Annotated in this window: 24 protein-coding genes; 7 read left to right on the top strand and 17 right to left on the bottom strand. The window is 44.0% G+C overall.

Annotated features, from left to right (window positions below):
- The first annotated feature begins 224 nt into the window (after window positions 1–224).
- The gene (locus J2X75_RS06850) at window positions 225–1,205 is read left to right on the top strand and encodes an aldo/keto reductase (protein ID WP_310335213.1); all 981 of its coding nucleotides are present in this window, start codon (window positions 225–227) and stop codon (window positions 1,203–1,205) included.
- 74 nt (window positions 1,206–1,279) lie between these two features.
- Here the strand turns inward: J2X75_RS06850 and J2X75_RS06845 are convergent, their stop codons facing one another.
- From J2X75_RS06845 to J2X75_RS06835, 3 genes are all read right to left on the bottom strand, one after another.
- Window positions 1,280–1,651, bottom strand: coding sequence for an iron chaperone (locus J2X75_RS06845; RefSeq protein WP_310335211.1), 372 nt, complete (start codon window positions 1,649–1,651; stop codon window positions 1,280–1,282).
- Between the two features lie 129 nt (window positions 1,652–1,780).
- A complete protein-coding gene (locus J2X75_RS06840) occupies window positions 1,781–2,263 on the bottom strand; it encodes an HIT family protein (protein WP_310335209.1) in 483 nt (160 codons plus the stop codon).
- 177 nt (window positions 2,264–2,440) lie between these two features.
- A complete protein-coding gene (locus J2X75_RS06835) occupies window positions 2,441–3,481 on the bottom strand; it encodes an NAD(P)-dependent alcohol dehydrogenase (protein WP_310335207.1) in 1,041 nt (346 codons plus the stop codon).
- 192 nt (window positions 3,482–3,673) lie between these two features.
- Between J2X75_RS06835 and J2X75_RS06830 the strand changes: the two genes are divergently transcribed.
- Complete coding sequence (locus J2X75_RS06830) at window positions 3,674–4,087, top strand: MerR family transcriptional regulator (protein ID WP_307536686.1); 414 nt, start codon at window positions 3,674–3,676, stop codon at window positions 4,085–4,087.
- 96 nt (window positions 4,088–4,183) lie between these two features.
- Here the strand turns inward: J2X75_RS06830 and J2X75_RS06825 are convergent, their stop codons facing one another.
- Entirely contained in the window at window positions 4,184–4,765 is a 582-nt protein-coding gene (locus tag J2X75_RS06825) for a TetR/AcrR family transcriptional regulator (protein ID WP_310335204.1), read from the bottom strand.
- 289 nt (window positions 4,766–5,054) lie between these two features.
- On the opposite strand from J2X75_RS06825, the gene J2X75_RS06820 reads away from it, so the two are divergent.
- The gene (locus J2X75_RS06820; protein WP_310335202.1) at window positions 5,055–5,981 is read left to right on the top strand and encodes an AraC family transcriptional regulator; all 927 of its coding nucleotides are present in this window, start codon (window positions 5,055–5,057) and stop codon (window positions 5,979–5,981) included.
- Between the two features lie 135 nt (window positions 5,982–6,116).
- Here J2X75_RS06820 and J2X75_RS06815 read toward each other — a convergent pair whose 3' ends face one another.
- The 4 genes from J2X75_RS06815 to J2X75_RS06800 form a co-directional block, all read right to left on the bottom strand.
- Complete coding sequence (locus J2X75_RS06815; protein WP_310335200.1) at window positions 6,117–7,139, bottom strand: NADH:flavin oxidoreductase/NADH oxidase; 1,023 nt, start codon at window positions 7,137–7,139, stop codon at window positions 6,117–6,119.
- 112 nt (window positions 7,140–7,251) lie between these two features.
- Window positions 7,252–7,596 carry a rhodanese-like domain-containing protein gene (locus tag J2X75_RS06810; protein ID WP_310335199.1) on the bottom strand — a complete coding sequence of 115 codons (345 nt, stop codon included), beginning with the start codon at window positions 7,594–7,596 and terminating at the stop codon, window positions 7,252–7,254.
- Between the two features lie 198 nt (window positions 7,597–7,794).
- Window positions 7,795–8,220, bottom strand: coding sequence for a MarR family winged helix-turn-helix transcriptional regulator (locus J2X75_RS06805; RefSeq protein ID WP_310335198.1), 426 nt, complete (start codon window positions 8,218–8,220; stop codon window positions 7,795–7,797).
- Window positions 8,221–8,404: 184 nt separating this feature from the next.
- Entirely contained in the window at window positions 8,405–9,433 is a 1,029-nt protein-coding gene (locus tag J2X75_RS06800) for an ABC transporter substrate-binding protein (protein WP_310335197.1), read from the bottom strand.
- A 211-nt stretch (window positions 9,434–9,644) separates the two neighbouring features.
- On the opposite strand from J2X75_RS06800, the gene J2X75_RS06795 reads away from it, so the two are divergent.
- A complete protein-coding gene (locus J2X75_RS06795; protein ID WP_307536698.1) occupies window positions 9,645–10,457 on the top strand; it encodes an undecaprenyl-diphosphate phosphatase in 813 nt (270 codons plus the stop codon).
- 86 nt (window positions 10,458–10,543) lie between these two features.
- On the opposite strand, the gene J2X75_RS06790 is transcribed toward J2X75_RS06795, so the two are convergent.
- Both J2X75_RS06790 and J2X75_RS06785 read right to left on the bottom strand, forming a co-directional pair.
- On the bottom strand, window positions 10,544–11,722 hold the full coding sequence (locus J2X75_RS06790) for an MFS transporter (protein ID WP_310335195.1): 1,179 nt from the start codon (window positions 11,720–11,722) through the stop codon (window positions 10,544–10,546).
- Between the two features lie 138 nt (window positions 11,723–11,860).
- A complete protein-coding gene (locus tag J2X75_RS06785) occupies window positions 11,861–12,718 on the bottom strand; it encodes an arginase family protein (protein WP_310335193.1) in 858 nt (285 codons plus the stop codon).
- A gap of 105 nt (window positions 12,719–12,823) precedes the next feature.
- On the opposite strand from J2X75_RS06785, the gene J2X75_RS06780 reads away from it, so the two are divergent.
- The gene (locus J2X75_RS06780) at window positions 12,824–13,189 is read left to right on the top strand and encodes a winged helix-turn-helix transcriptional regulator (protein ID WP_310336679.1); all 366 of its coding nucleotides are present in this window, start codon (window positions 12,824–12,826) and stop codon (window positions 13,187–13,189) included.
- 140 nt (window positions 13,190–13,329) lie between these two features.
- On the opposite strand, the gene J2X75_RS06775 is transcribed toward J2X75_RS06780, so the two are convergent.
- The gene (locus J2X75_RS06775) at window positions 13,330–13,800 is read right to left on the bottom strand and encodes a GNAT family N-acetyltransferase (protein ID WP_310335191.1); all 471 of its coding nucleotides are present in this window, start codon (window positions 13,798–13,800) and stop codon (window positions 13,330–13,332) included.
- Window positions 13,801–14,018: 218 nt separating this feature from the next.
- Here J2X75_RS06775 and J2X75_RS06770 point away from each other — a divergent pair, with 218 nt between their 5' ends.
- Window positions 14,019–14,684 (top strand): MBL fold metallo-hydrolase, encoded by a 666-nt coding sequence (locus tag J2X75_RS06770; protein WP_310335190.1) that lies wholly within the window; start codon window positions 14,019–14,021, stop codon window positions 14,682–14,684.
- A gap of 73 nt (window positions 14,685–14,757) precedes the next feature.
- Here the strand turns inward: J2X75_RS06770 and J2X75_RS06765 are convergent, their stop codons facing one another.
- Window positions 14,758–15,381, bottom strand: a complete 624-nt coding sequence (locus tag J2X75_RS06765) for a hypothetical protein (RefSeq protein WP_310335188.1) — start codon at window positions 15,379–15,381, stop codon at window positions 14,758–14,760.
- A 228-nt stretch (window positions 15,382–15,609) separates the two neighbouring features.
- On the opposite strand from J2X75_RS06765, the gene metE reads away from it, so the two are divergent.
- Window positions 15,610–17,904, top strand: coding sequence for a 5-methyltetrahydropteroyltriglutamate--homocysteine S-methyltransferase (gene metE / locus J2X75_RS06760; protein ID WP_310335186.1), 2,295 nt, complete (start codon window positions 15,610–15,612; stop codon window positions 17,902–17,904).
- Window positions 17,905–18,078: 174 nt separating this feature from the next.
- Here metE and J2X75_RS06755 read toward each other — a convergent pair whose 3' ends face one another.
- Genes J2X75_RS06755 through J2X75_RS06735 form a run of 5 tightly spaced genes read right to left on the bottom strand, consistent with a single transcriptional unit; the run spans window position 18,079 to window position 22,155 of the window.
- A complete protein-coding gene (locus J2X75_RS06755; protein ID WP_310335184.1) occupies window positions 18,079–18,630 on the bottom strand; it encodes a TlpA family protein disulfide reductase in 552 nt (183 codons plus the stop codon).
- A gap of 2 nt (window positions 18,631–18,632) precedes the next feature.
- Window positions 18,633–19,346, bottom strand: a complete 714-nt coding sequence (locus tag J2X75_RS06750; protein ID WP_310335182.1) for an ABC transporter ATP-binding protein — start codon at window positions 19,344–19,346, stop codon at window positions 18,633–18,635.
- Window positions 19,339–20,160, bottom strand: coding sequence for an ABC transporter permease (locus J2X75_RS06745; protein ID WP_310335180.1), 822 nt, complete (start codon window positions 20,158–20,160; stop codon window positions 19,339–19,341). Before J2X75_RS06745 ends, J2X75_RS06750 begins: the two co-directional genes overlap by 8 nt.
- 28 nt (window positions 20,161–20,188) lie before the next feature.
- Window positions 20,189–20,770 (bottom strand): nitrous oxide reductase accessory protein NosL, encoded by a 582-nt coding sequence (locus J2X75_RS06740; RefSeq protein ID WP_310335178.1) that lies wholly within the window; start codon window positions 20,768–20,770, stop codon window positions 20,189–20,191.
- The gene (locus J2X75_RS06735) at window positions 20,767–22,155 is read right to left on the bottom strand and encodes a right-handed parallel beta-helix repeat-containing protein (RefSeq protein ID WP_310335176.1); all 1,389 of its coding nucleotides are present in this window, start codon (window positions 22,153–22,155) and stop codon (window positions 20,767–20,769) included. The genes J2X75_RS06740 and J2X75_RS06735 overlap by 4 nt, the downstream gene beginning before the upstream one ends.
- Window positions 22,156–22,298: the final 143 nt, after the last annotated feature.

Genomic DNA, 22,298 nt, shown 5'->3' with positions numbered 1-22,298 from the left:
TGAACAAGCCATTTGAATCTCCAACGGAGAAACGAATAGCTTGTTCTTTTTATATGAGAACTTTAATGGGCTCAACTGATTCAGATTCAGAGATTCTGATAGGATTAGGCAAAACTTTGATAGAAATGTGGTACAGATTGGTTCATTCGATATGACATAATAATGTGTATATAGATCACCGTACAGGTGGCAATAATAAACACTAGAAAGGATTTGAACATGATATGGAATATACAAAACTTGGTAACACAGGCTTGGACGTATCTCGATTTTGCCTGGGATGTATGGGATTTGGGGATGCCAGTAAATGGGTTCATGAATGGGTACTGAATGAAGAAAATTCTCGCCCTGTGATCAAAAAAGCATTGGACCTAGGCATTAATTTCTTCGATACAGCGAATATATATTCTCTGGGTACGAGCGAGGAGTATCTTGGTCGGGCGTTGAAAGATTACGCAAATCGGGATGAGGTTGTCATTGCAACCAAAGTGCACGGACAAATGCATCAAGGACCCAACGGTTCCGGGCTTTCCAGAAAAGCCATCCTGAGTGAGCTTGATAAAAGCCTGAAACGATTGGAAACCGATTATGTGGATCTCTATATCATTCATCGTTGGGACTACAATACGCCTATTGAAGAAACCATGGAAGCCTTACATGATGTGGTGAAGTCCGGTAAAGTGAGATATATTGGCGCTTCAGCCATGTTCGCATGGCAGTTCCAAAAAGCATTACATGTAGCAGAGAAAAATGGCTGGACCAAGTTTGTATCCATGCAAAACCACTTGAACCTCATCTACCGTGAAGAGGAACGAGAAATGTTGCCTTTATGCAAGGAAGAGAAGATTGGTGTAACTCCTTACAGTCCTCTTGCTTCAGGCAGGTTAACCCGTGACTGGTCCGTATCAACACTTCGATCCGAGACAGACAAAGTTCAGAAATCCAAGTACAATGCGACTAGCGATGCGGATCGGCTTGTTGTTGAACGAGTTGCATCCATTGCAGAAAAATACGGTGTCCCTCGCACACACATTGCACTTGCCTGGTTGCTACAAAAAGATACTGTAGCGGCTCCAATTATCGGTGCCACCAAAATATCGCATCTGGAAGATGCGGTAGGTGCTCTTTCTGTTAAGTTGACCTCAGAAGACGTCTCATTCCTTGAAGAGCCCTATGTACCTCACCCTGTTGTAGGTGCTCAATAATCGTTTTTTCTTAAAATATAAAAGACCTCATCTTTCCGTATCCGGAAGTTGGGGTCTTCTTTTTATATCGCGATTTATTTACGCCAAAATGTTGAACATTCTGCCTTATCCGCTATATTGAACTCAATCATTCTCTCTAGTAACGAAAAATCAATCTCCTGTTTCCACTTCATTCGCACCAACTCTTTGGTGTGATCATACCCCGCCTGAGTGATCTCTTCCGAAAAACGATTAATTCCTGCCTTCTCGGGAGCAACAGCCAAGTGTTGCTTGGATACACTAAAGCCAATGATAAAGGTATCATGGTCAGTAAACATCGGTTGATTCCAGGCTATTTTTTGCTTTAAATTCGGGAATTTTTCAATAACCCAGTTCAAAACTTCTTCCGTTCGTGCCTGATGTTCCGGGTTATCGATGCGTGCTATAAATTCTGCAAAGGTCTCCATTGGTTTCCCCCTATATCATGAAATATACTATTTAATTTGCCCCATTCAAACTCATTCTATCATGAATATCAAATTCAAAACCCCTTATCTGCCCGATAACTCAACAAAAAATGAGCAGCCTGCTAGACTTTAAATGTTTTCCTTTATCCAAGAACGCAACTGATCAGCATAGAAAGCACGTTCATCTGGATCGGATTGAGAACCATTTGACAGATAAAGTTGATCATTCACGTATCTGGGGTAAACATGCAGATGATAATGCCACACGTCTTGATTGCCAGCAGGTTCATTATGTTGCCGTGTCGAAATCCCATCACATCCATATGTACTTTTCATTGCAAATGCTGTAAGCTGAGCCGCACGGTGAATTTCAACAGCATAATCCGCAGGGAGTTCAAAGATGTTCTCGAAATGTTGATTCGGAATAATAAGAACATGCCCTTTATTGTTTGGCCACCATTTGCCTGCTATAAATGCTGTTACCTTTTCATTCTGATAGATGATATCCCTTTGTTTTGTTCCCTGATCAGGTCGCTCAATATCCCAAATACGACAAAATGGACATTCGTACCCTTCAGGCTGATGTGAAAATGATACTGTCATCTTTCTCATACCACTCCTTTCATATTTTTCCAACTAGTTATTGGACGCAGGTATCTTCTGTTCGTTGCGATAAGAGTGCTGGTTGTAGAACGATCAGCAATTAACAAACTGAAAAGCAAAAAGCAGCTGACCTTGGCGGCAGCTGCTTTCTTCTATCTTTAACTATCACTTTTGCAAAGTTCACACTTACATGGTGCTGATATCAATAACAAAGCGATATTTCACGTCGGAAGCCAATACACGTTTGTATGCTTCGTCAATCTGGTCTGCGGAGATGACCTCAATGTTAGGTGCAATATCATGTTCTGCACAGAAATCAAGCATCTCCTGCGTCTCACGAATACCACCAATCATGGAACCTGCGAATGAACGGCGATGACCGATAAGAGAAAATACGTTAACAGCTAAAGGCTCTGGAGGAGCACCCACGTTCACGAGTGTACCATCCAGCGTGAGCAGTGAGAAATAAGCGTTAATGTCAATATTCGCACTTACCGTGTTAATCATCAGATCAAAGGTGCCTGCAAGTTTCTCGAATGTTTCCGGTTCACTTGTGGCAAAGTAGTGATCTGCGCCAAATTGCAGTCCATCTTCTTTTTTGCTCAAGGATTGGGAAAGAACGGTTACTTCGGCACCCATCGCATGTGCAATTTTGACAGCCATATGACCAAGACCACCCATACCTACAACGGCAACTTTCTTACCTGGGCCAGCTCCCCAGTGATGAAGTGGTGAATATGTCGTAATACCGGCACACAGCAAAGGTGCAGCTGCATCAAGTGCAATGTTATCAGGGATGCGAACGACGAAATCCTCTACGACAACAATATGAGTTGAATACCCACCTTGCGTAGGCTCACCGTATTTGTCTACTCCAGCGTAAGTTTGAATATTTCCTTTGAGACAGTATTGCTCTTCACCTTTGCGGCAGTTAACACATTCACCACAAGAGTCGACCATACATCCGACTCCTACTCGGTCACCAACCTTATATTTGGAGACTCCGCTACCTACATCGGTTACAATCCCGGCAATTTCGTGGCCAGGAACGAGTGGATAATTCACTGGACCCCATTCACCGTGGGCAGTATGGATGTCAGAATGGCAAATACCGGCATATTTAATCTCGATTAATACATCATTGGTATCCAGATTACGTCGTTTAATTTCAGCACTTCTGAATTGTTGGTCTGGTCCGTCAACGGCTCTGGCTTTAGCTATAATCAATGGGATAACCTCCTAGTAATTTAAAGTTCAAAATAATCTTACCCCCTCTAGTTAACTCTAGGTCAAATGTTTATCTTATTTTTTTATCTCCAACGTACTTTGACATCCAGTAATCCAACATGTTAGAATTCACTCGGATCAATCCTAGAGTTAACTCGAAGTCTACCCCTAGTAGAAAGGAATTCATTCTAAATGACCTATTCAATCGGTGAAGTTGCCAAAAAATTAGACCTTACGGTATATACATTGCGTTACTACGACAAGGAAGGACTCATGCCTTTTGTGGAACGTACCACGAGTGGAACACGTTTGTTCAAAGACTCCGACATTGACTTTCTAAAGATCATCCAATGTCTGAAGCTGACCGGCATGCCTATTAAAGACATTAAGGACTTTATTGAATGGTGCTCTGAAGGGGACTCCTCGCTGAAGCAAAGATATGACATGTTTACGGAGCGAAAAGCTATTGTGGAAGCACAAATGGAGGAACTAAGAAGAACCATGGAAGTCATCGAGCACAAACGCTCCTATTACGAAACAGCTTTGGAGGCTGGGACCGAAGAGATTCATAAAATTAAACCGATGGAACATGCCATCACCAATTGATGGTTCATACTTTCTAATTTCTAAAATTAGCGCACAAAAAAAGTAGCTTGAAGTCCTCTAACGGATTTCAAGCTACTTTTTTGGGTACGTCTCTGCTCATCTTTTCTCCAAAAGTTTCATCGATACATTGATAATACGATTTAATTTTTCCTTATCCGTCGAGGTTCTGGTCATGGCTCGAATGCCGACAGAAATATTGTGCAAATACTCTGCCATTTCCTTCGCATCATGGTTTGAAGAAAATTCTCCATCCCGCTGTCCCCATTCGATGATCTGCTCGAACATTCGCTCTGTATCGTTAAATGATTCAAGGGACCGGTTGTCCACTTCCTGATCACGCGCGCCTAACTCCACAGCCGAGTTCACGATCAAACAACCCGATGGTGTCTCCTCTGCTTCACTGATCATAACATCGAAAATTTTATGCAGTGCTTCCACTGCCGTCTTGGATGCCTTGATTTCTGCAAGTAATGTGGTGCTGACCTTACCTCTGTAACGATCGATTGCCTGCAAGAACAGCGAATGTTTGTCGTCAAATGTATCATATATACTCCTGCGATGAATTCCCATATGCTCAACCAGGTCACTCATCGACGTTTTCTCGTAACCTTGTTCCCAGAAGATCTTCATTGCTTTATCCAATACTTCGTTCACTTCAAACTCTTTACTTCTAGCCATTCAACTTCCCTCCCAAAATCAATCTAACACATCGGGAACGATCAGTAAATAAAAGATGCAGATACCCTTTTCATTCTCATCTGATCATGTATTAGCTGAACCATAAGTGTATATCTTCTGTACTTGTTGTATATCATGACCTGTGTAATTGTGAATATGCAACCAGCACTCAGCATGTCTTATCCGTTCACATCAGATGTTTGCCTATTCCTATCCGTTTTCTACCGCCTTTGGTCAATATACGATAGAATGTGATTATTATGTTGTGAGGAAAAAAGGAGAACTTTGCATGTCTGATCAAATACACGAACAACAACAAAACGAATTAGCCACACTCATTGACCGTTTTTCTGAAAAGGATGGGGTGCATTCTACTGCCATTCCCTCATTATTTTTAATCCGGGAATCCGTTGTCACTGAACCTATATTTAAAGTGAATGAACCATCCTTCTGCATTATCGTTCAGGGTGAGAAAGAAGTCCTACTGGGACAAGATCGTTTCCGGTATGGTCCAGGAAGTTATATCGTGGCAACCGTTGACTTGCCGGTTAGTGGACAAGTGATTCAAGCCTCGTCTGAGGCTCCCTATCTGGCCCTAAAACTTGAATTCACATCCAGTGAGATTCTGGAGGTATTGAACCATTCCGATTTCCCAGCAAGACCGCGGAAAACAACGAGACGTGCGATGTTTGTCAGCCAAGCTGAGCCGTCTCTGCTGGATGCGGTCGTCAGGTTAGCCCGTTTGTTGGAAGATCATTCGGAAGATATCCCACTACTCTCTCCTTTGTTCAAAAAGGAAATTCTCTATAAAGTTCTGAAGGGCCCACATGGGATTGCCCTGGAACAAGCTACCATGGAGGGCAGCCACACCTATCGAATCAGAGACGTTATTGAATATATTATGAATCATTCTGAGCAAAATTTTCGGGTTGAGGAATTGGCGGATTTGGCAAATATGAGTACTGCCTCGCTGCACAGACACTTTAAAGAAGTGACTGCCATGAGTCCGATTCAGTTTCAAAAACAACTTAGGCTGCAAGAAGCCCGCCGCTTGTTATTATCCAAGTCCACCGATGCAGCAGATGTAGCATTTCAGGTAGGTTACGAGAGCCCTTCCCAATTCAGTCGTGAATATTCTCGCATGTTTGGATTCCCACCCAGAGAAGACATTAAACGCCTGCGAGGTAAAACCGATGAGACGACTACCATCTCTTGACTGGTTACTGGCTAGTATCGTTCCTTTACCTCGCCTAGTTTAACCTCAAAAAAGGACTCCTTCTGTTTTGTCAGTCGGAGTCCTTCCCTATGCAAGGATTAATGAAGATCATTAAATCGTTAAATTATTAATACATTAAAAACCAGTCGTATATTGTTTTGGAACGTCCGTTGTCTTGCGCAAAGCAGACGCAGCTTCCAAGGCCCAGTAAGGATTTCTTAACAGACCTCTTCCAACCGCAACGAGATCAGCTTCTTCATTTCCGATGACTGCATTCGCCAACGTAGGATCATCGAGTCTTCCAACAGCAATCACGGGTACATCAAGAGCTTCTTTGATTGCTTTAGCCAGAGGTACTTGATACGCCGCGTGAGTTCCTGGTCTGCCCCATGCAGCAATAGGTCCCTCGCCACCAGATGAGATGTCAAATACGTCAACGCCTGCATCTTTATATGCCTTGGCAAACTCGGAACTTTCGTTAATGCCATAGCCACCTTCTACATATTCTTTAGCTGAAATACGCATCATCAAAGGCATATCCTTCGGCATCTCTGCCTTTGCAGCCTGAATGATCTCCCGGCCGAATAAAGTTAAATCTTGACCATATTCGTCTTCTCGCTTGTTTGTAAGTGGAGAATGGAACTGATGAATCAGATATCCATGTGCACCATGAAGCTCAATCGCATCAAAACCAGCTTTCACAGCACGCGCTACTGCACTACGGAATTTCTCAACCATTCCTTTTACTTCGTCCGTTGTTAGCGCACTTGGTTGCTTGGAATTCTCATCAAAGGCGATCGCGGAAGGAGCTACTGGAACTTCAGCATCTTCTGCTTTGCGGCCCGCATGCGCAATCTGTATAGCGACCTTGGCACCATAACTGTGACACGCATCTACGATCCGCTTCAGAGCTGGAATCTGTTCATCTGACCATAACCCAAGATCATAATCTGAGATCCGTCCATCCGGCTCCACATCTGTCATTTCAATGATAATGAGACCAGTTCCTCCCACGGCACGACTAACGTAGTGCATGTAATGCCAATCGGTTGCTATACCATCTTTTTGCTCAACTGAATATTGGCACATTGGAGCCATTACAACACGGTTTTTAAGCTCTAGGCTTTTAAAAGAATATGGACTAAACAAATCTGTCATCAAAATAAAACTCCCCTTTTCATGAATCATGTATAATAAAAATGCATGCGCAAGCATCGAAATAATACCTGCAATTAATAACTCCGTATGATTTAGAACTCACATTTATCTTTTACTTCATCACATAAAGACATTCAAATCCATGCTTTCGCAAAATACGGACAGCCTTTTTGGATTGAAGCATACCAGGTGACATTATAATTACGTTATCTTCTCGAAGAAGGTATTTTTCCCATGTAAAAGCAAGGCGTCCCAATGAGATATTAATCGTATCCGGAGTAGGATTAGCCATATAATCCGTCGCATCTCGAATATCAATCACTTTATACTGCCGAAAATCACGCTCATGTCTGAGAAATACTTCATAATCTATATATTCAAGATTGTGCAGTGGCCAAAATTGACGTACAACGATGAAGATACCTAATATGAAGGTCAAAAGCATCAATATAATCATTGTATAGCCCTCTCTTAATTCATCAGATATCGTCGAAAATTTTGTTTTGGATCAAAGTCTACTCAGTGCCTCCTTTATATATGAATCACCGCATCCACATTAAATCCATGCGCATGCATTTAATTTAGAGGATATATTAATGAGTGTCAAGTCTTCTTATAGGGTAAATGACTACATTACCCTATATTCACCCTAGTCTTAGAACAATTCTTTAGTAAGGTTCTCTAATCGAGCCTCAATTCCATCCTGTTCCAATTCAGTTTGCAAGACCTGATTAAACGTTTGGAGTGCTTTCTTGTATTTATTCTCTCCAAGTTCCGTAATACGAGTGTAAATGCCACGCCGGTCATCTTCACATGCATGTCTTTCCAGAGCCCCGCAGTCTTTGGCTTCCATCCTAACGACGAGCCTGGAAGTAGCACTTTGGCTCAACCCCACCAGATCTTGAAGTTGCTGTAGGCGTAATTCCTTACCCTCCGCATTATATATGAAGTTTAACACATAAAATTCCTTCAAAGATAAGTCATATTGTTGAAGCAGAGCTTGTTCCAGCTTCTCGTTCAGATGGGTATGAATGTTAGAGAAAGCCAACCAAACATTCAAACGTTCACTCTTTTGCTGCAATCTGGATCACCCCACTTGATATTTAATGTTCATCAGCTGTTATCCTATTGTATCAAGCTTAATTACATTGGTCAAAATCCATCCAAGATCGACGTATATAACATTCTAATCTCATAAGAAGAGCATTTCCCCGTCCTGTAACGACGTTTGGAAATGCTCCAGTATTACCATTTATGCAGTAATCTTACTTCGCGGTAAGCAGGCTATCGGAAATAAATTGCAGCTGACCTTCCAACGTTAACGGATCGTTGTACGAGTCTGAAGTCGGATCAAGCTGGAACACATGATTTGCCTTTACCGCAGGCAAGTTCTTCCATAATGTATTGTCATATACGATCTTGGGATCGGTTTTATCTCCCGACCACGGGCTGGTAAAGATGATATCACCTGCATACTCCGGTAATAGTTCCATGGAGATTGAAGCCCATCCAGTTCCGCTGTCAATCGCTTCAGCTTGGGCCTTGGCTGGTGCCTTGAGATCAAACTCCCCGTAAATAATTTCACCGCCTCGACCATAGTTATGACCGAATACAAATAGTCCTTTGGCGTATGGATTCAGTATGGAAACGGTGCGATCGCCTACAGCTTCCTGAACCTTGGGCTTCAGTTCATTGATATTCGCTTCCCATTTAGCATTCCAAGCTTTAGCAGCGTCTTCTCTATTGGTGAGCTTACCCATTTCAAGCATTAGATCCTTGAAATTGCGCTTACCATATGCAATCTGTACAACAGGCGCAATCTGCTCCAGCTTGTCGATACCCTCTGTTCCAGTGTACACGATAAATAAGTCAGGTTTTAAACTGATCAGCTTCTCGGGGGTAGGTGTTTCACCCAGATCAATGGTACCCGCTGCTGCAAGTTGATCCTTGATATATTTGTTGTTCATCGCTCCTGACAAAGCGCCGACTACCGGTGCATCCAGGGCAACAAAGTACCCTGTCGAAAATGATGTCAAATCAATAATGCGCTTAGGATTCTTGGGTACCTGTACTTCGCCTGCATCCGATTGATATGTAACTAGCTCCTCTTCGGCAGTTGCCGTTGATTCAGTGGAAGAAGCTGAATCCGAGTTCGGCTTGGTTTCTGTCTCCGCAGCTGCATTCGTGCTCTCCCCGGTTGTACTATTGGTCGTGGCAGACTGACCACATGCACTAAGTACAATCAGCAAGATAAGTGCCATCATGATCCATATTGATTTTATCTGTTTACGCAAAATAAACCCACCTTTTCATTGATATTGATAATCGTTATCAACGATATCATGCCCTGCAGGATTTGACAAGCTATGTTTATTTCCCTCTCTCTATGAACTCTAACTTGCAAGTCACCAACTTAAACAGCTATCATCAATAGAGTAGACAAGTCACCTTTATTAATAAGAGAGATCATTGGAAAGCCAATGAAACGTATTCAAGGAGGACAACATGGAAGAGATTATATTGTGGTTAAAGTATTTATTTTTAGGTATTGTTCAAGGCGCAACGGAGCCGATTCCCGTCTCCTCGAGCGGTCATTTGATCATCGCCCAGAGACTCATGGGCATGAAGCAAAACGGATTGTCATTTGAGATTTTAACGAACACGGCATCACTTATCGCTATTATTTTTATTTTCCGGGAAGATATCAAAAAGTTGATTATTGGTGCACTCGGTTACCTGCGTACTCGTAAAGAAGAATATCGAGCTGACTTCATGTTTTGCTTATACATAATTATTGGTACGATCCCTGCTGCTGTCGTTGCAGTCCTGTTCAAGGACCGAATTGAAGAAATTTTCTCATCCGTATATACCGTTTCCATTGCACTATTAATCACCGGGGTTGCCTTGTGGCTTATTCGTAATCTTCGTGGTCGCAAGCAAGACGGTGATCTGTCTACAAAAGATGCATTGTTGGTAGGTCTGGCTCAGGCGGTCGCTCTTATTCCGGGGATTAGCCGCTCAGGGGCAACTGTAATTGCGTCCATCGCTGTCGGCATGAAACAGGAAACAGCTTTGAAGTTCTCCTTTATGCTGTACATTCCCATAAGTATTGGTGGACTCATCATGGGGGTATCCGACATTGCCAATGATCCGAATCGATCACAGCTGGCTATCCCTTATCTGATCGCATTCATCACGACGCTCTTCGTCACCTATTTCTCCATGAGATGGTTTATGGGCATTATGGCCAAAGGCAACCTGAAATACTTTTCGTATTACTGTTTTGCCGCAGGTACATTGTTGCTGATTTTCTTATAAAAAAAGTCCACACACCAAAAGGAACAACCAGCGATGGTTGTTCCTTTGTTGTGTAGTGGCAGAGCCTTAATGACCTATAGCAAGAGCTAGACGGTCAGGCGCGTAGCCTTGTTGCTTCTGTTAACCAGCTCTGTAGCCGCGAACATGACACTGAACAGAATCAGCAGGATCAGGGGTACCATTGACATTCCCCATTGGCTGGCTATGAGTCCCATACCTAACGGGATGAGTGTTGAACCCGTATAGGCACTGGCCATTTCAAGTCCAATTACACTTGGGGATGACTTCTCACCGAAGCGTTCCGGTGTCGCATGAACAATGCTCGGATAGATCGGTGCTCCGCCCAATCCCACGATAAATAAAGCCCCTGCAGCAATCCAGTAAGGAATCGGCATAACCAGGATGAACAATCCGAAACATCCAACGATTCCACCATATCTGATGAGATTTTTGCTGGATACATGAGTCGAAAGAAACCCTGAGATTATACGTCCTACGATGATTCCGATAAAGAACAAGGAAGATAACGCTGCCGCAGTGCCTGGAGATACGCCTTTACTACCTATGAAAAAAGAAGCCATCCATAAACCAGCAGCTGTCTCCGAACCGTTGTAGCAGAGCATAGCCAGCATCGACGACTTCACACCGGGGATGCGTATAGCCTCCCTGTTACTCACACGTTTCTTCTCATCGCCGGATTCTTCTATTTTCCCCTTCTCGAAGATCTTCCATAGAGACAACGTTGACAATAAGATCACCGCGATCCCCAGGAGAATCAACCCTACTGTAACGTATCCTGCACGCCAGTTGTTTGCTTGATTCAGCCAATATGCCATAACGAGTGGGCCTGTCACTGCGCCAATTCCCCAGAAACAATGCAACCAGTTCATATGCTTGGCCTTGAAATGCAATGCTACATAATTACTTAGTGCCGCATCCACCGAACCTGCACCTAAGCCGAGAGGGATCGCCAGAATCAGTAAAAACACAAAATTCTCAGAGAATGAGAATCCCAACAGCGCGATCGTTGTTGAGAGGATACTGAATAGTGTGACTTTACCCGTTCCGAATCGGTGTAACAAACGGCTGGCGGACAGACTTGACACTACTGTACTAAATGAAATGATTAGCGATATGTAGCCAGCCATTTCTGTTGTCGCATGTATATCGTTTTTCATAACCGACCAGGCACTGCCAAGTAAAGCATCAGGTAATCCCAGCCCTATAAATGCGAGATAAATAATGATTAACAATAACGTGACCATCTGGGTGTCTCTCCTCAGTTTGTTTAATTTCTGATTCGCTTTGAACCACCCATATAATAATATTGATATTTCTATTGATGATCTTCCTATATTTTGACTCCTTATATCAGTATTCTGATATATCCTTGTTATCCTAAATCACTGGTTCAAAATAGGAATTTCTCCAAGCAAATTCTTCAAGTTAATGGCATCCCACGGCATATGCTCAGTTATTCCTAATCCAACTACATCTGTTTCTTCAGACAGTTCTTTGATCAGATGAAGCAAATGAGGTAATTGCATGGTTCCCGCTGGTGAAAACAAATAAGGTTCCCCTGGTTTGGCGAATAACAATGAACGGAACATGTTGGGATCAAGCACATCCAGATCAAGATGAATTGCCAGATGTTTGATACCAGTCTCTTTAATCCACTTCTTAATCGAATCCATGCCATGGGTTAATTCTGCAGTTCCAGCCGTTCGGATACCCAATCTTTGAATTACTTCGGTTTCCTGTTCTGTGGGGGTTGTCAACCCGGCCATGAAGATATGTTCAGGCTTTAAAGGGACTCTCACATGTTTGGCAAACTCCGGATCGCCTTCCCCAAGAAGGTTCCCAAGCGGTAAAGTATGACCGTTATCATAGCCCTCGTACCTAACCAGATCACCATGGGCATCAATCCATATCAAACCAAGTTCTCCGCCATATCGTTCATTTAAATAAGCAAACGGGGCTTGTTCAACCAAACAGTCACCGCCAAACATGACAATGCGATCGGGCTGGTGAGCTTGAATAATATGCTGGGCAGCCTGCAATTGCTGAAGTAGCTGTGCTCTGCCTTTTATCCCGTTCTCGCTTACCAGAGATGTTCCATCATAAGCCTCAACAGGAACATGAATGAGAGGTTGATCATTGTCAGGTGCAAGCCATGCAAGCAGCTCCGCTCCAAAAGAGTAGTTAGGATTATCTCCACCTTGCCATTGTGGCATAAGCAGACGTATTGTTTTTTGAGTCATCGTAAATCTCCTTTACTTCAAAGTAAGGTTAGTATAAACTGAGCCCAAACAAATAAATAGTACGGTCTTTTATGATAGGTACTACCCGGAAGGATAGTGTGAATGATGAGTATGGCTGAATACCACGGTAAAGTTAAAAACATTCAAGATACCCCTTTTGGATATACGTTGTCTGTCATTGGTGGCAAATGGAAAATGGTGATTATGTATCTTCTGGCTGATAACCAGCCTGTCCGCTTCAATGAACTAAAAAGACAGATCGGCGCCATCACGTATAAAACGCTGAGTTCACAGCTCAAAGAATTGGAAGCAGATGGTATGGTCGAACGGAAAGAGTATCCCCAAGTCCCTCCTAAAGTCGAGTACCGTCTGACAGCCAAAGCTGAAACGTTATTGCCCGTTTTGGAAGGACTATGCGAATGGGGTGTCCAACATCAAGAACCTTCGGTCAATAAAAGCGCAACGGATTGAACGCTTTTGTCTATTTTTTCAGATGAGATAATTGGAGTAAATGCAGTATGTAAAATGCAAAAAGTCGCCAATCGGCGACTTTTTACTTTTATCTTGTGTTCCTCTGTCCGTTCAGCAAATAAAAGCTGTAATTCGTAGAATTATACTTTTTCGTGTACCAGATCTTTCTGGTAGGCCAACACTCTGTCCCAATTGCCACTGAAAACAGGAATTCGATAATACCCTACACGCTCATACAGCGCTGCAGCTTCTGGTTGCAAGGGACCTGTTTGCAGTTTCAGATTGGTATAACCAAGTTCGTTCGCAAGACGCTCTGCCTCGGCCAATATAGCCTGGGCAATCCCTTTACGGCGGTAACCACTGCGTGTATACATGCGTTTAACTTCTACAGATGTTTCATCAAGGGGTCTAAGTGCTCCGCAACCAACCGGATACCCGTCGATCCTGGCAACGATAAAAGCCGCACGTGGCACCTCAACGTCTGACAGTTGAAATCCCGCAGTTCCATCACCGCCATATAACAAACCGAGTTCTTCACTCAGTTCCTTGATCAATAGTAGCGAATCATCGCTCCTAATATCTTCAGCTGCTGCATGCACGATATGTGTCATCCCACATACCCCCTTTATCTTATTGGACTTATTGGTTTTGATGATATATCTAAATTATCATTCCCAACAGCAAGCGTCAATTCCCCCATTCATTGAATATTTCTATAAGTGCACCCTATAAATATCCGAACGTATCTTATTGCCGTCTTTATTCGTTTACATAAGAAATATAACAAGCAATGATGTATATGAATTTCAACTCTCGGAGGTCTGATATTATGGAAATTTCAAAGGGAATAATGATGCTTCAGCTTGATTTTGAGGGGAATATAATTCACCCTGTTCTGATATGGGATGAAGAAATGGTTGTGTTAATTGATACCGGCTTCCCCGGACAATATGACGATTTGCGTATCGCACTCGAAAAGATTGGTGTGCCGATCAGCCAACTTAAAGCAGTGATTTTCACGCATCAGGATGTGGACCATATCGGGTGTCTTCCCGAGATTTTGAAAGAGTGTGGCACACAAGTCAAGATATATGCGCATGAGCTGGATAAGCCATATATTGAGGGACAGCTCCCTCTTCTCAAAGAAGGTCACCTTGAGCATCCTCCAAAGGGAAAAGTAGATGAAACGGTGACTGATGGTCAGGAACTGCCGTTTTGCGGTGGAATTCGCGTTATTCATACACCTGGTCATACGCCAGGTCATATCAGTCTATATTTGATGGGCAGCAAGACGCTCATCGCCGGAGATTCAATGTACAGTGTAGACGGCAGGCTTGGAGGCATTCATGAACCTACTACACTGGATATCGAAACGGCTCGTTGCTCCTTAAAGAAGTATATGGAACTCGACATTTCATCTGTGGTTTGTTATCACGGTGGACTAAGTCATGGGAATGTAAATGAACAGATCTCAGGGCTAGTTAAGAGTTTATGATATTTGAATTTGCTGTTGCGCGAATAATTCCTGTATATGCCACTACAATTCTCTATCATTATGCATAGTCTTCCTATGGTTTGGCATACTGCAAAATGGCTGTAGCCGCACGAATTCGCAACTCTTCTTCTTCACTGTGTAACGCTTCTCTCAGCACCTGGAGAGCTGTTTGAATCGTGGCTTCATCTACTCCTGTTGAGAGAGAGTTCGTTGCTTCGGCTGTTATACTGACTGCAAGACCTCGATCCAGCTGTGCTTGTGATATGGGATACTCAAACTTCGCAAGGATGGCTGAATCATTTTGCAGTGCCTGCACTTTGTCATTCAGCTCAGCGCGAGGAATACGACCCAACCATGTAACTCCGCGACGGTGACAGATCAAGTCGTTTTCTGTGCCAGCGGAATCGTCGTAATAATAATCCCCGATATCCCCAACATACGTCCATTCATCATCGCTAATTAATACATAATCTCCATCCTGCATGAGGTTAGCAAACATATGTAGTGTCGCGAGTGTGCTCGCCAATTCTGACTCATCCAATCTATAGTGTTGAACCAGCTGTTCCTTCCATAGCTCCGGGGGCGTTTGTTCCAGATCCCCTGTACCTGACCAAGCAATACCAATATAGTTGTCTTCCAGAAATGATGCTACTCTGTTGACTCCGTGCACGGTGGACTGGATGTGATACAGATTCATGCGTACCGCCTTCCTTTCTTTCAATCATTCGTATGAACATAGTTAACCATTGTAACATTAGTGGTGTCTATTTCAAACGTAATGACTTCTTCAAGTTCTATACTTCATGCTGAACACACCTTTGGATATAGCCCCAGGCTATAACTAGATATAATTTAATGGAATTACATTATAACTCCGGATCTGTGATAAATTTTGTGTAACATAAAAGCAGAGGGGTTTTAAACGATGACAAAAAGTAGTGTATTGGGATATCCGCGTATTGGTGCTGATCGGGAATGGAAGAAAGCGTTGGAAGCGTTCTGGGCAGGTAAGCTGGAGGAATCAGAATTTCACGCACGTTTGCAGGAGATCCGTATTGATCATTTACGCAAGCAACAAGCAAAAGGCATAGACATCATTCCAGTTAATGACTTTAGCTATTATGATCATATCCTGGATACGGCCGTGATGTTTGGCATTATTCCCAAACGTTTTGCTTATGATGGTGGCTCCGTTCCGTTGTCCGTATATTATGGCATTGCCCGGGGAACGAAAGATGCTGCAGCAAGCGAAATGACAAAATGGTTTAACACCAACTATCACTACATAGTGCCTGAACTGGACGGGGCTTCTCCAACTCTCACGGAGAACAAACCGCTTCTCGCTTATCGTGAAGCAAAAGAAAAACTCGGCATTGAAGGAAAACCGGTTATCGTTGGTCCCCTAACCTTCCTGAAGCTCTCCAAAGGCTATGATAAATCCGAGACGGACACTTGGCTGGACCGCTTGCTGCCACTTTACACTCAATTGCTTCAAGAACTTGCAAGCGAAGGCGTTCAGTGGGTGCAGATCGACGAGCCTATTCTGGTAACCAAATTAAGCGATGAAGACGTACAGCGTCTGAATAAAATATATAAAACTTTTGCCACAGCCGTTCCAGGCCTGAATATTATGTTACAAACGTACTTTGAATCTGTCGAAAACTACAACGATATTGTTGCACTGCCAGTTCAAGGTGTAGGACTTGATTTTGTACACGGACTCTCTGGTAACACACAATCTATTCGGACATCCGGTTTCCCGGCAGACAAAGTGCTCGGTGCAGGTATTATTGATGGGCGTGGGATCTGGAAAGCTTCCCTTCAAGGAAAACTGAAGTTGCTGAATGAGCTGTCTGAGTCCGTGACGCCTGAACGTATCATCGTGCAATCATCTTGCAGCCTGCTGCATGTGCCAGTAACCACAGACCGTGAGGCAAAACTTACATCTGAACTGAAGAATGCTCTTGCATTTGCAGATGAAAAGCTGGATGAGATTGTTCTTTTGACTACAGCCTTATCTTCACCAAGTGCAGAGATTACCGCTAAAATTAACGAAGCAGAGCTTCCTCTTCTGGCGCTTCAGCAATCCGAAGATCGGAACCGTACCGCTGTACAAAAAGCCGTTGCTTCCATCAGTGTTCAACAGCCAGAGCGCTCCCGTCCTTTTGCCGAGCGTCATGAAGCCCAACAGGCCAAATGGCAATTGCCACTCTTCCCAACAACAACGATTGGTAGTTTCCCGCAATCTGCTGAAGTCAGAAAAGCACGTCAGTTGTGGCGCAAGGGTGAGTTGAACAACGAACAGTATGCTGCCTTCATCCGGGAGCAGATTGATATCTGGATTAAGATTCAGGAAGAGATCGGAATTGACGTACTGGTGCATGGTGAGTTTGAGCGTACCGACATGGTTGAATTCTTTGGCGAGAAACTTGCCGGTTTTGCCTTTACACAGTTCGGCTGGGTACAATCATATGGTTCACGTTGTGTGAAGCCACCTATTATCTTCGGTGATGTTGCATTTACCGGTGAAATGACGGTGGAAGAAACGAAATATGCCCAATCGCAGACTGAGCGTCCTGTCAAAGGCATGTTGACTGGCCCGATTACCATCATGAACTGGTCATTCGTACGTGAAGACATTGCTCGTGAGCAGATTGCCTATCAATTAGCGTATGCTCTAAGACAGGAAGTCGAAGCACTTGAACAGGCAGGCATTGGCATGATCCAGGTTGACGAGCCGGCTGTTCGTGAAGGGCTTCCGCTGAAAGAAAATGAACAAGCCGATTACCTGGCTTGGGCAGTCAAAGCGTTCCGTATCTCCACGTGCACGGTGCATGAAACGACTCAAATCCATACGCATATGTGCTATTGCGAATTCCATGACATGATTGATTCCATTGAAGCTATGGATGCGGATGTTATCTCCATTGAGACATCCCGTAGTCACGGTGAACTGATTCATAGCTTTGAAGAAAATACGTATGAGCTCGGTATCGGTCTTGGCGTATATGACATCCATAGCCCACGAGTTCCGAGTGTAGATGAAATGAGCAGCATGATTGAACGTGCCCTGCGTGTTCTTGATCCGAAGCTGTTCTGGATTAACCCGGACTGCGGATTGAAAACCCGCGGACTGGAAGAAACGGTTGCTTCCCTGCGTAACATGGTTGACGCAACTAGAATCGCTCGTAACAATCACGCTTCAGCTGCTGTATTGTAATCGGCTGCGAAGCAGTATAACTTCAAAGTTAAAGCCGGACATCCCTTCGTTAAATGGGTGTTCGGCTTTTTATCTGGTTACTTTTTGTAGTTACTTTTAACGTAAATTCATTTCACTTGTAACATGGAAATCTCTGGCGTTCCCGCCCCTTTTCTCAACATCCAACGCTTACAACTAGATACTCTCTTCCAGCCATTGCTGCAATGGTATATCTTCGGTCAGTTCACCGAGCAGTATGTGACGGAACTCCCCATCCCTATCAATGACCATTGTTGCGGGCAAACCCGTTATACGATACATACCTGATATGTTGCCCGTCACATCAATGATCACCGGAAAATCAAACGCCTGCTTATCCATAAACTCACGGATCGTGCCCTTCGATTCCCCCACGTTAACAAACAGGGTTTCCACGTCGTTCTGATAGTTCTGAGCAATCTGGTGAACGAGCGGCATCTCCCTTACACAGGGCATGCACCATGAAGCCCAAAAGTTAATCATGACGGCTTTGCCCCGATAATCGGACAGGCTGACCTGTTCGCCTGCTGAATTAACCGCTGTGAACTCAGGGGCTTTTGCACCTGCTTGAATAGAGATGCCACGCCCAGATTCGGGTGTCGACACATTTTCGAAAATGGCCCATGTACCTGCTAACAATGCGATCACACCAATCAAAATTGTAAGTGTACGTCTACTTTTAGAACTCTTTTTCTGCAATAAACTCACCTTCACTTTAAACCAAGACTTTGATGAAATGCTGCATGGAGCGAACCGAATTGATCACAAAAGTCGTGAGTGGAGCCCTCTCCAACATTACGTCCATGGTTCATGAATATCACCTGATCCGCAATATGGTCTGCGATCTCCAACTGATGGGTTGAGAACACGACCATGTGACCATCCTGTTTGATTCCCTTGAGCAGCTGAGTTAATTCCTGCATCCAAAATGGGTCCAATCCATTCGTGGGCTCATCCATGATGAGCAGTGGAGGTTTGGACAGTACAGCCTGGGCAAATAACACACGTTGGCGCATCCCTTTGGAGAAGGTCGTAACCCGGTTTTTCTTTTGATCCTCCAAACCTACCATGGTCAGTACTTCCTGTACTCTCTCCTTGGGAACTTTCCTCAGAGAAGCCCAGAACAGAAGCATTTCCTCCGCACTCAGTCCTTGATTAAATTGATAATCGTCCGGCATATATCCAATCTGCTCTGAATAACGCTTGCGCTCCTTCAACCAACGGATATTATTGACTACAACTTCACCCTTGGTAGGCTGAAGAATTCCAGCGATCATACGTAGCACCGTGCTCTTTCCTGCACCATTCCCTCCACAGAGGGCAAGCACTTGGCCGGAACTCATGCGAAAGGAGATATCCTCAACAATCGGTTGCTTTTTAATGGATTTTCCCAATCCCATCACTTCGAGTCCCACCTTATCCATGAGAACGCCCCCTCTCCCAGATCGCATATACCGCCAAGATAGAGAAGGTTATCCAGAACAGGCATATCCCGATGAAAATCCAACTGCCACTTGGTTGCTGCACCCATTCCACCCATCGATAATATTCCGGTCCCAGAATGGAGCCGCCTCCCAATTTAATGACTACATACAATCGCACCAGCTCTGCCGGATTGATGAACGTTAGCATAACCAGTAGCGGTTTCACCCACAGATAAGGCATCAATCCCAGCACAGAGAGCAGTAACGTCGGCCATCCAATGACAGCGAAAAACCATACGGTCACCGAGATGGTTAATGCCTGCCACCGATTGCGGGACAACGAACCGATAAATAGAGCCAGCGTCAGGAATAACAACACCAGTCCACACGAGAATGCCAGAAAGAGAAGATATGTCATGACATCCAGTGGATTCCCGATTACTCCGCTAATGACTCCCATCAGGCCGTATCCAAACGCTACAATGGTGATCAATACAATCGACAGCCCAACATACTTGCCCACAATAAAGGACATCGTACCGATGGGATATGTCGCCAGCAATTGCCAACTTCCATCTTCCTTTTCGGATGTTAATGAGAAGGAACCGAGGAACAGCGTCATTAGTGGCAAAAGGTAGAGAATAAGATTCAACATCGAACCTGTTGTGCCCGAATATCCTTGAACCAAATTCTGCGAATTCAGGAGTAACAAGCTTAAGCTAAATGTGCAAAAAAGGATCAGAAACGAATACGCCCAAGGATTGCGAAATCCCATTTTCACTTCTCGTCTTGCAATCTGTATCATATCTGACATCATTGATCACCATTTTCTATTGTCATACTTAGTGGCCTGACTCTTCTTTCATCTCACCTTCCTGATGCATCTCATTACCATCTCCTTCTTCACCATGTCCGTGCTCATCATGCCCATGTTCACCCATCATGTCCATATTCTCAGTGTTCTGTTTCCAGTCATGAGAGGCAAGATCCTCAGCGGTCATAATGGTTCCAACACCTTGCTCTGCAATGAAAGCTTCAGCCGAGGGCTTGTCCTTAAAGTTAAGAATTCCATAGGCCATAGGCGTACGCAATGAAGCGTCGTATACATACGTGGCTTTGCTGTATTCAATCCATTCCTTGTCATTGTAATCACGTACATAGTCCATGCCGATGTTATCTGTGCCATTTTCTGTTTTCCACTGGTTCATGCAGCCGATATCATCGAACTTGTAATTTTGGCCGTCTTTCGTAGTGAGCTGTGTTGCATATGCATCGTCCTTCACTTGCATTTTACAGATCGCACAGATATCCACGTCTTCATTAATCGGCAATGCCGCGTATTTTGTTCCGCAAGCGGTTAACAATACCATGCCAAACATAAGTACCATAACCATGGACCATCTTCTGTTCGAACTTTTGTTCATTTTCGTAATACCCCCATATAGATGATTATAAAAGTTGCCATACCCAACAGAACTAACCCGAACATCCACACCAGATTGGAACCTGCTGCCCTTTCCACTGACATGTGCAGATCAGATTCCGTATCCATGCTCATTCGTGGCGATTTGTCGGTAGTCCATTGTTCTCTGCCTTCTGTAAACAAGTCACTCAGAAAGACCATACCCGGTGATTGAAAAAAGAGCTGATACGCAGAATTTCGACTGACCAGTTGCTCATAAAAAGGATTGATGGCATAGGAAATTTCACTGATTCCATCCTGATTCAGATCAAGCCCCTGAAAGGAGTCCCAGTAATTCTCCATCAGGACATTATTCGGGCTATCCAGTGCCGAAGCTTCAATGACATTAGACACCATTCGGTTACGTGTAAACTCATTAGCTTCTGCCAGAACAAGCTGGATGCCAACAAAATTCCGAAGCACCGCATTCTCATGTATCTCATTGCCTGAGGATTCTGCAATATTCATGCCGACACGATTACCTTCCACTACATTGTTGTGAACAGAGGATTGATGTACGTCATACAACAGAATCCCTTGGGAATGAACATTGGTACTTTGTTTGCGAAAAGAATTGCCCGATATAACCGTATTCTTGACGCCCATGATCATGGCACCTGTCATGTTCTCCTCTCCGGTATTGTCCATGACAGAAGAACCGTCAATGTACATACAGTGGATGCCGTACCTTGTATGTAACAGCCTGTTATTTCGAACGGTAGACTTGCGACTGTTCTCCAGATAGATTCCATCCCTCATGCCGGTGATCTCATTGGCTTCAATGAAGCTATCATGGGAGTTGTACAGATCAATGCCATTGCCCTTCTGACCACTGGAAGCAGAATCAGACCCGGCCCACGTAATGCTGTTCCGTTGAATCGTTGCCTGACTCGAATTCCGGATGATCATCCCATACCCCTGGGTCTGAATATGCAGATCCGTGATCTCACTGTTTTCTCCTTCAACCTGAATCGCTGCAGTCTGTTCATTCGTATCATGTTCAATTGTAAAACCGCTCAATTTCACCCCATCCGAGCGAATCATTATCGTAGAGGTGGCTTCCGCATTAACAACTATGACCGTAGGATCACCCTGAATGGTGATGTTTTTGTCAATCGTCACGGGTCCAGAATAACGACCTGATGTAAGTTCAATGACTTCTCCAGGTGCAGAACGGTCAATCATAGGCTGAAGGGGAATAAGCTCACGTTGTCCGGAAGAGGCCATGATTGCACCGTGCGGAAGGGATAGTAGGAGCATCATCATTACGATTAGAAAAATGAATCCCGTAACCCGACTCTTCTTACAGCTGTCGAATGCACCCAATCCTGCCCAAGGATTACTCATGATTCAAACCGCGCAATTCCGGCTTCTTGTTACAGTTGCTTATTGCTGTGGCTTTGTGTTCAACAGGTCTTACGTCAACCCAAAATATACGTTGGTTGTACACACCATCCCTCCATTCCACTTAAAATCAACTCTCCATGTTC

The organism is Paenibacillus sp. 2003 (assembly GCF_031455635.1).
Classification (GTDB): domain Bacteria; phylum Bacillota; class Bacilli; order Paenibacillales; family Paenibacillaceae; genus Paenibacillus; species Paenibacillus amylolyticus_B.
The sequence above is the reverse complement of the archived record's forward strand: the minus strand, read 5'-3'. Positions and strand labels throughout refer to the sequence as shown.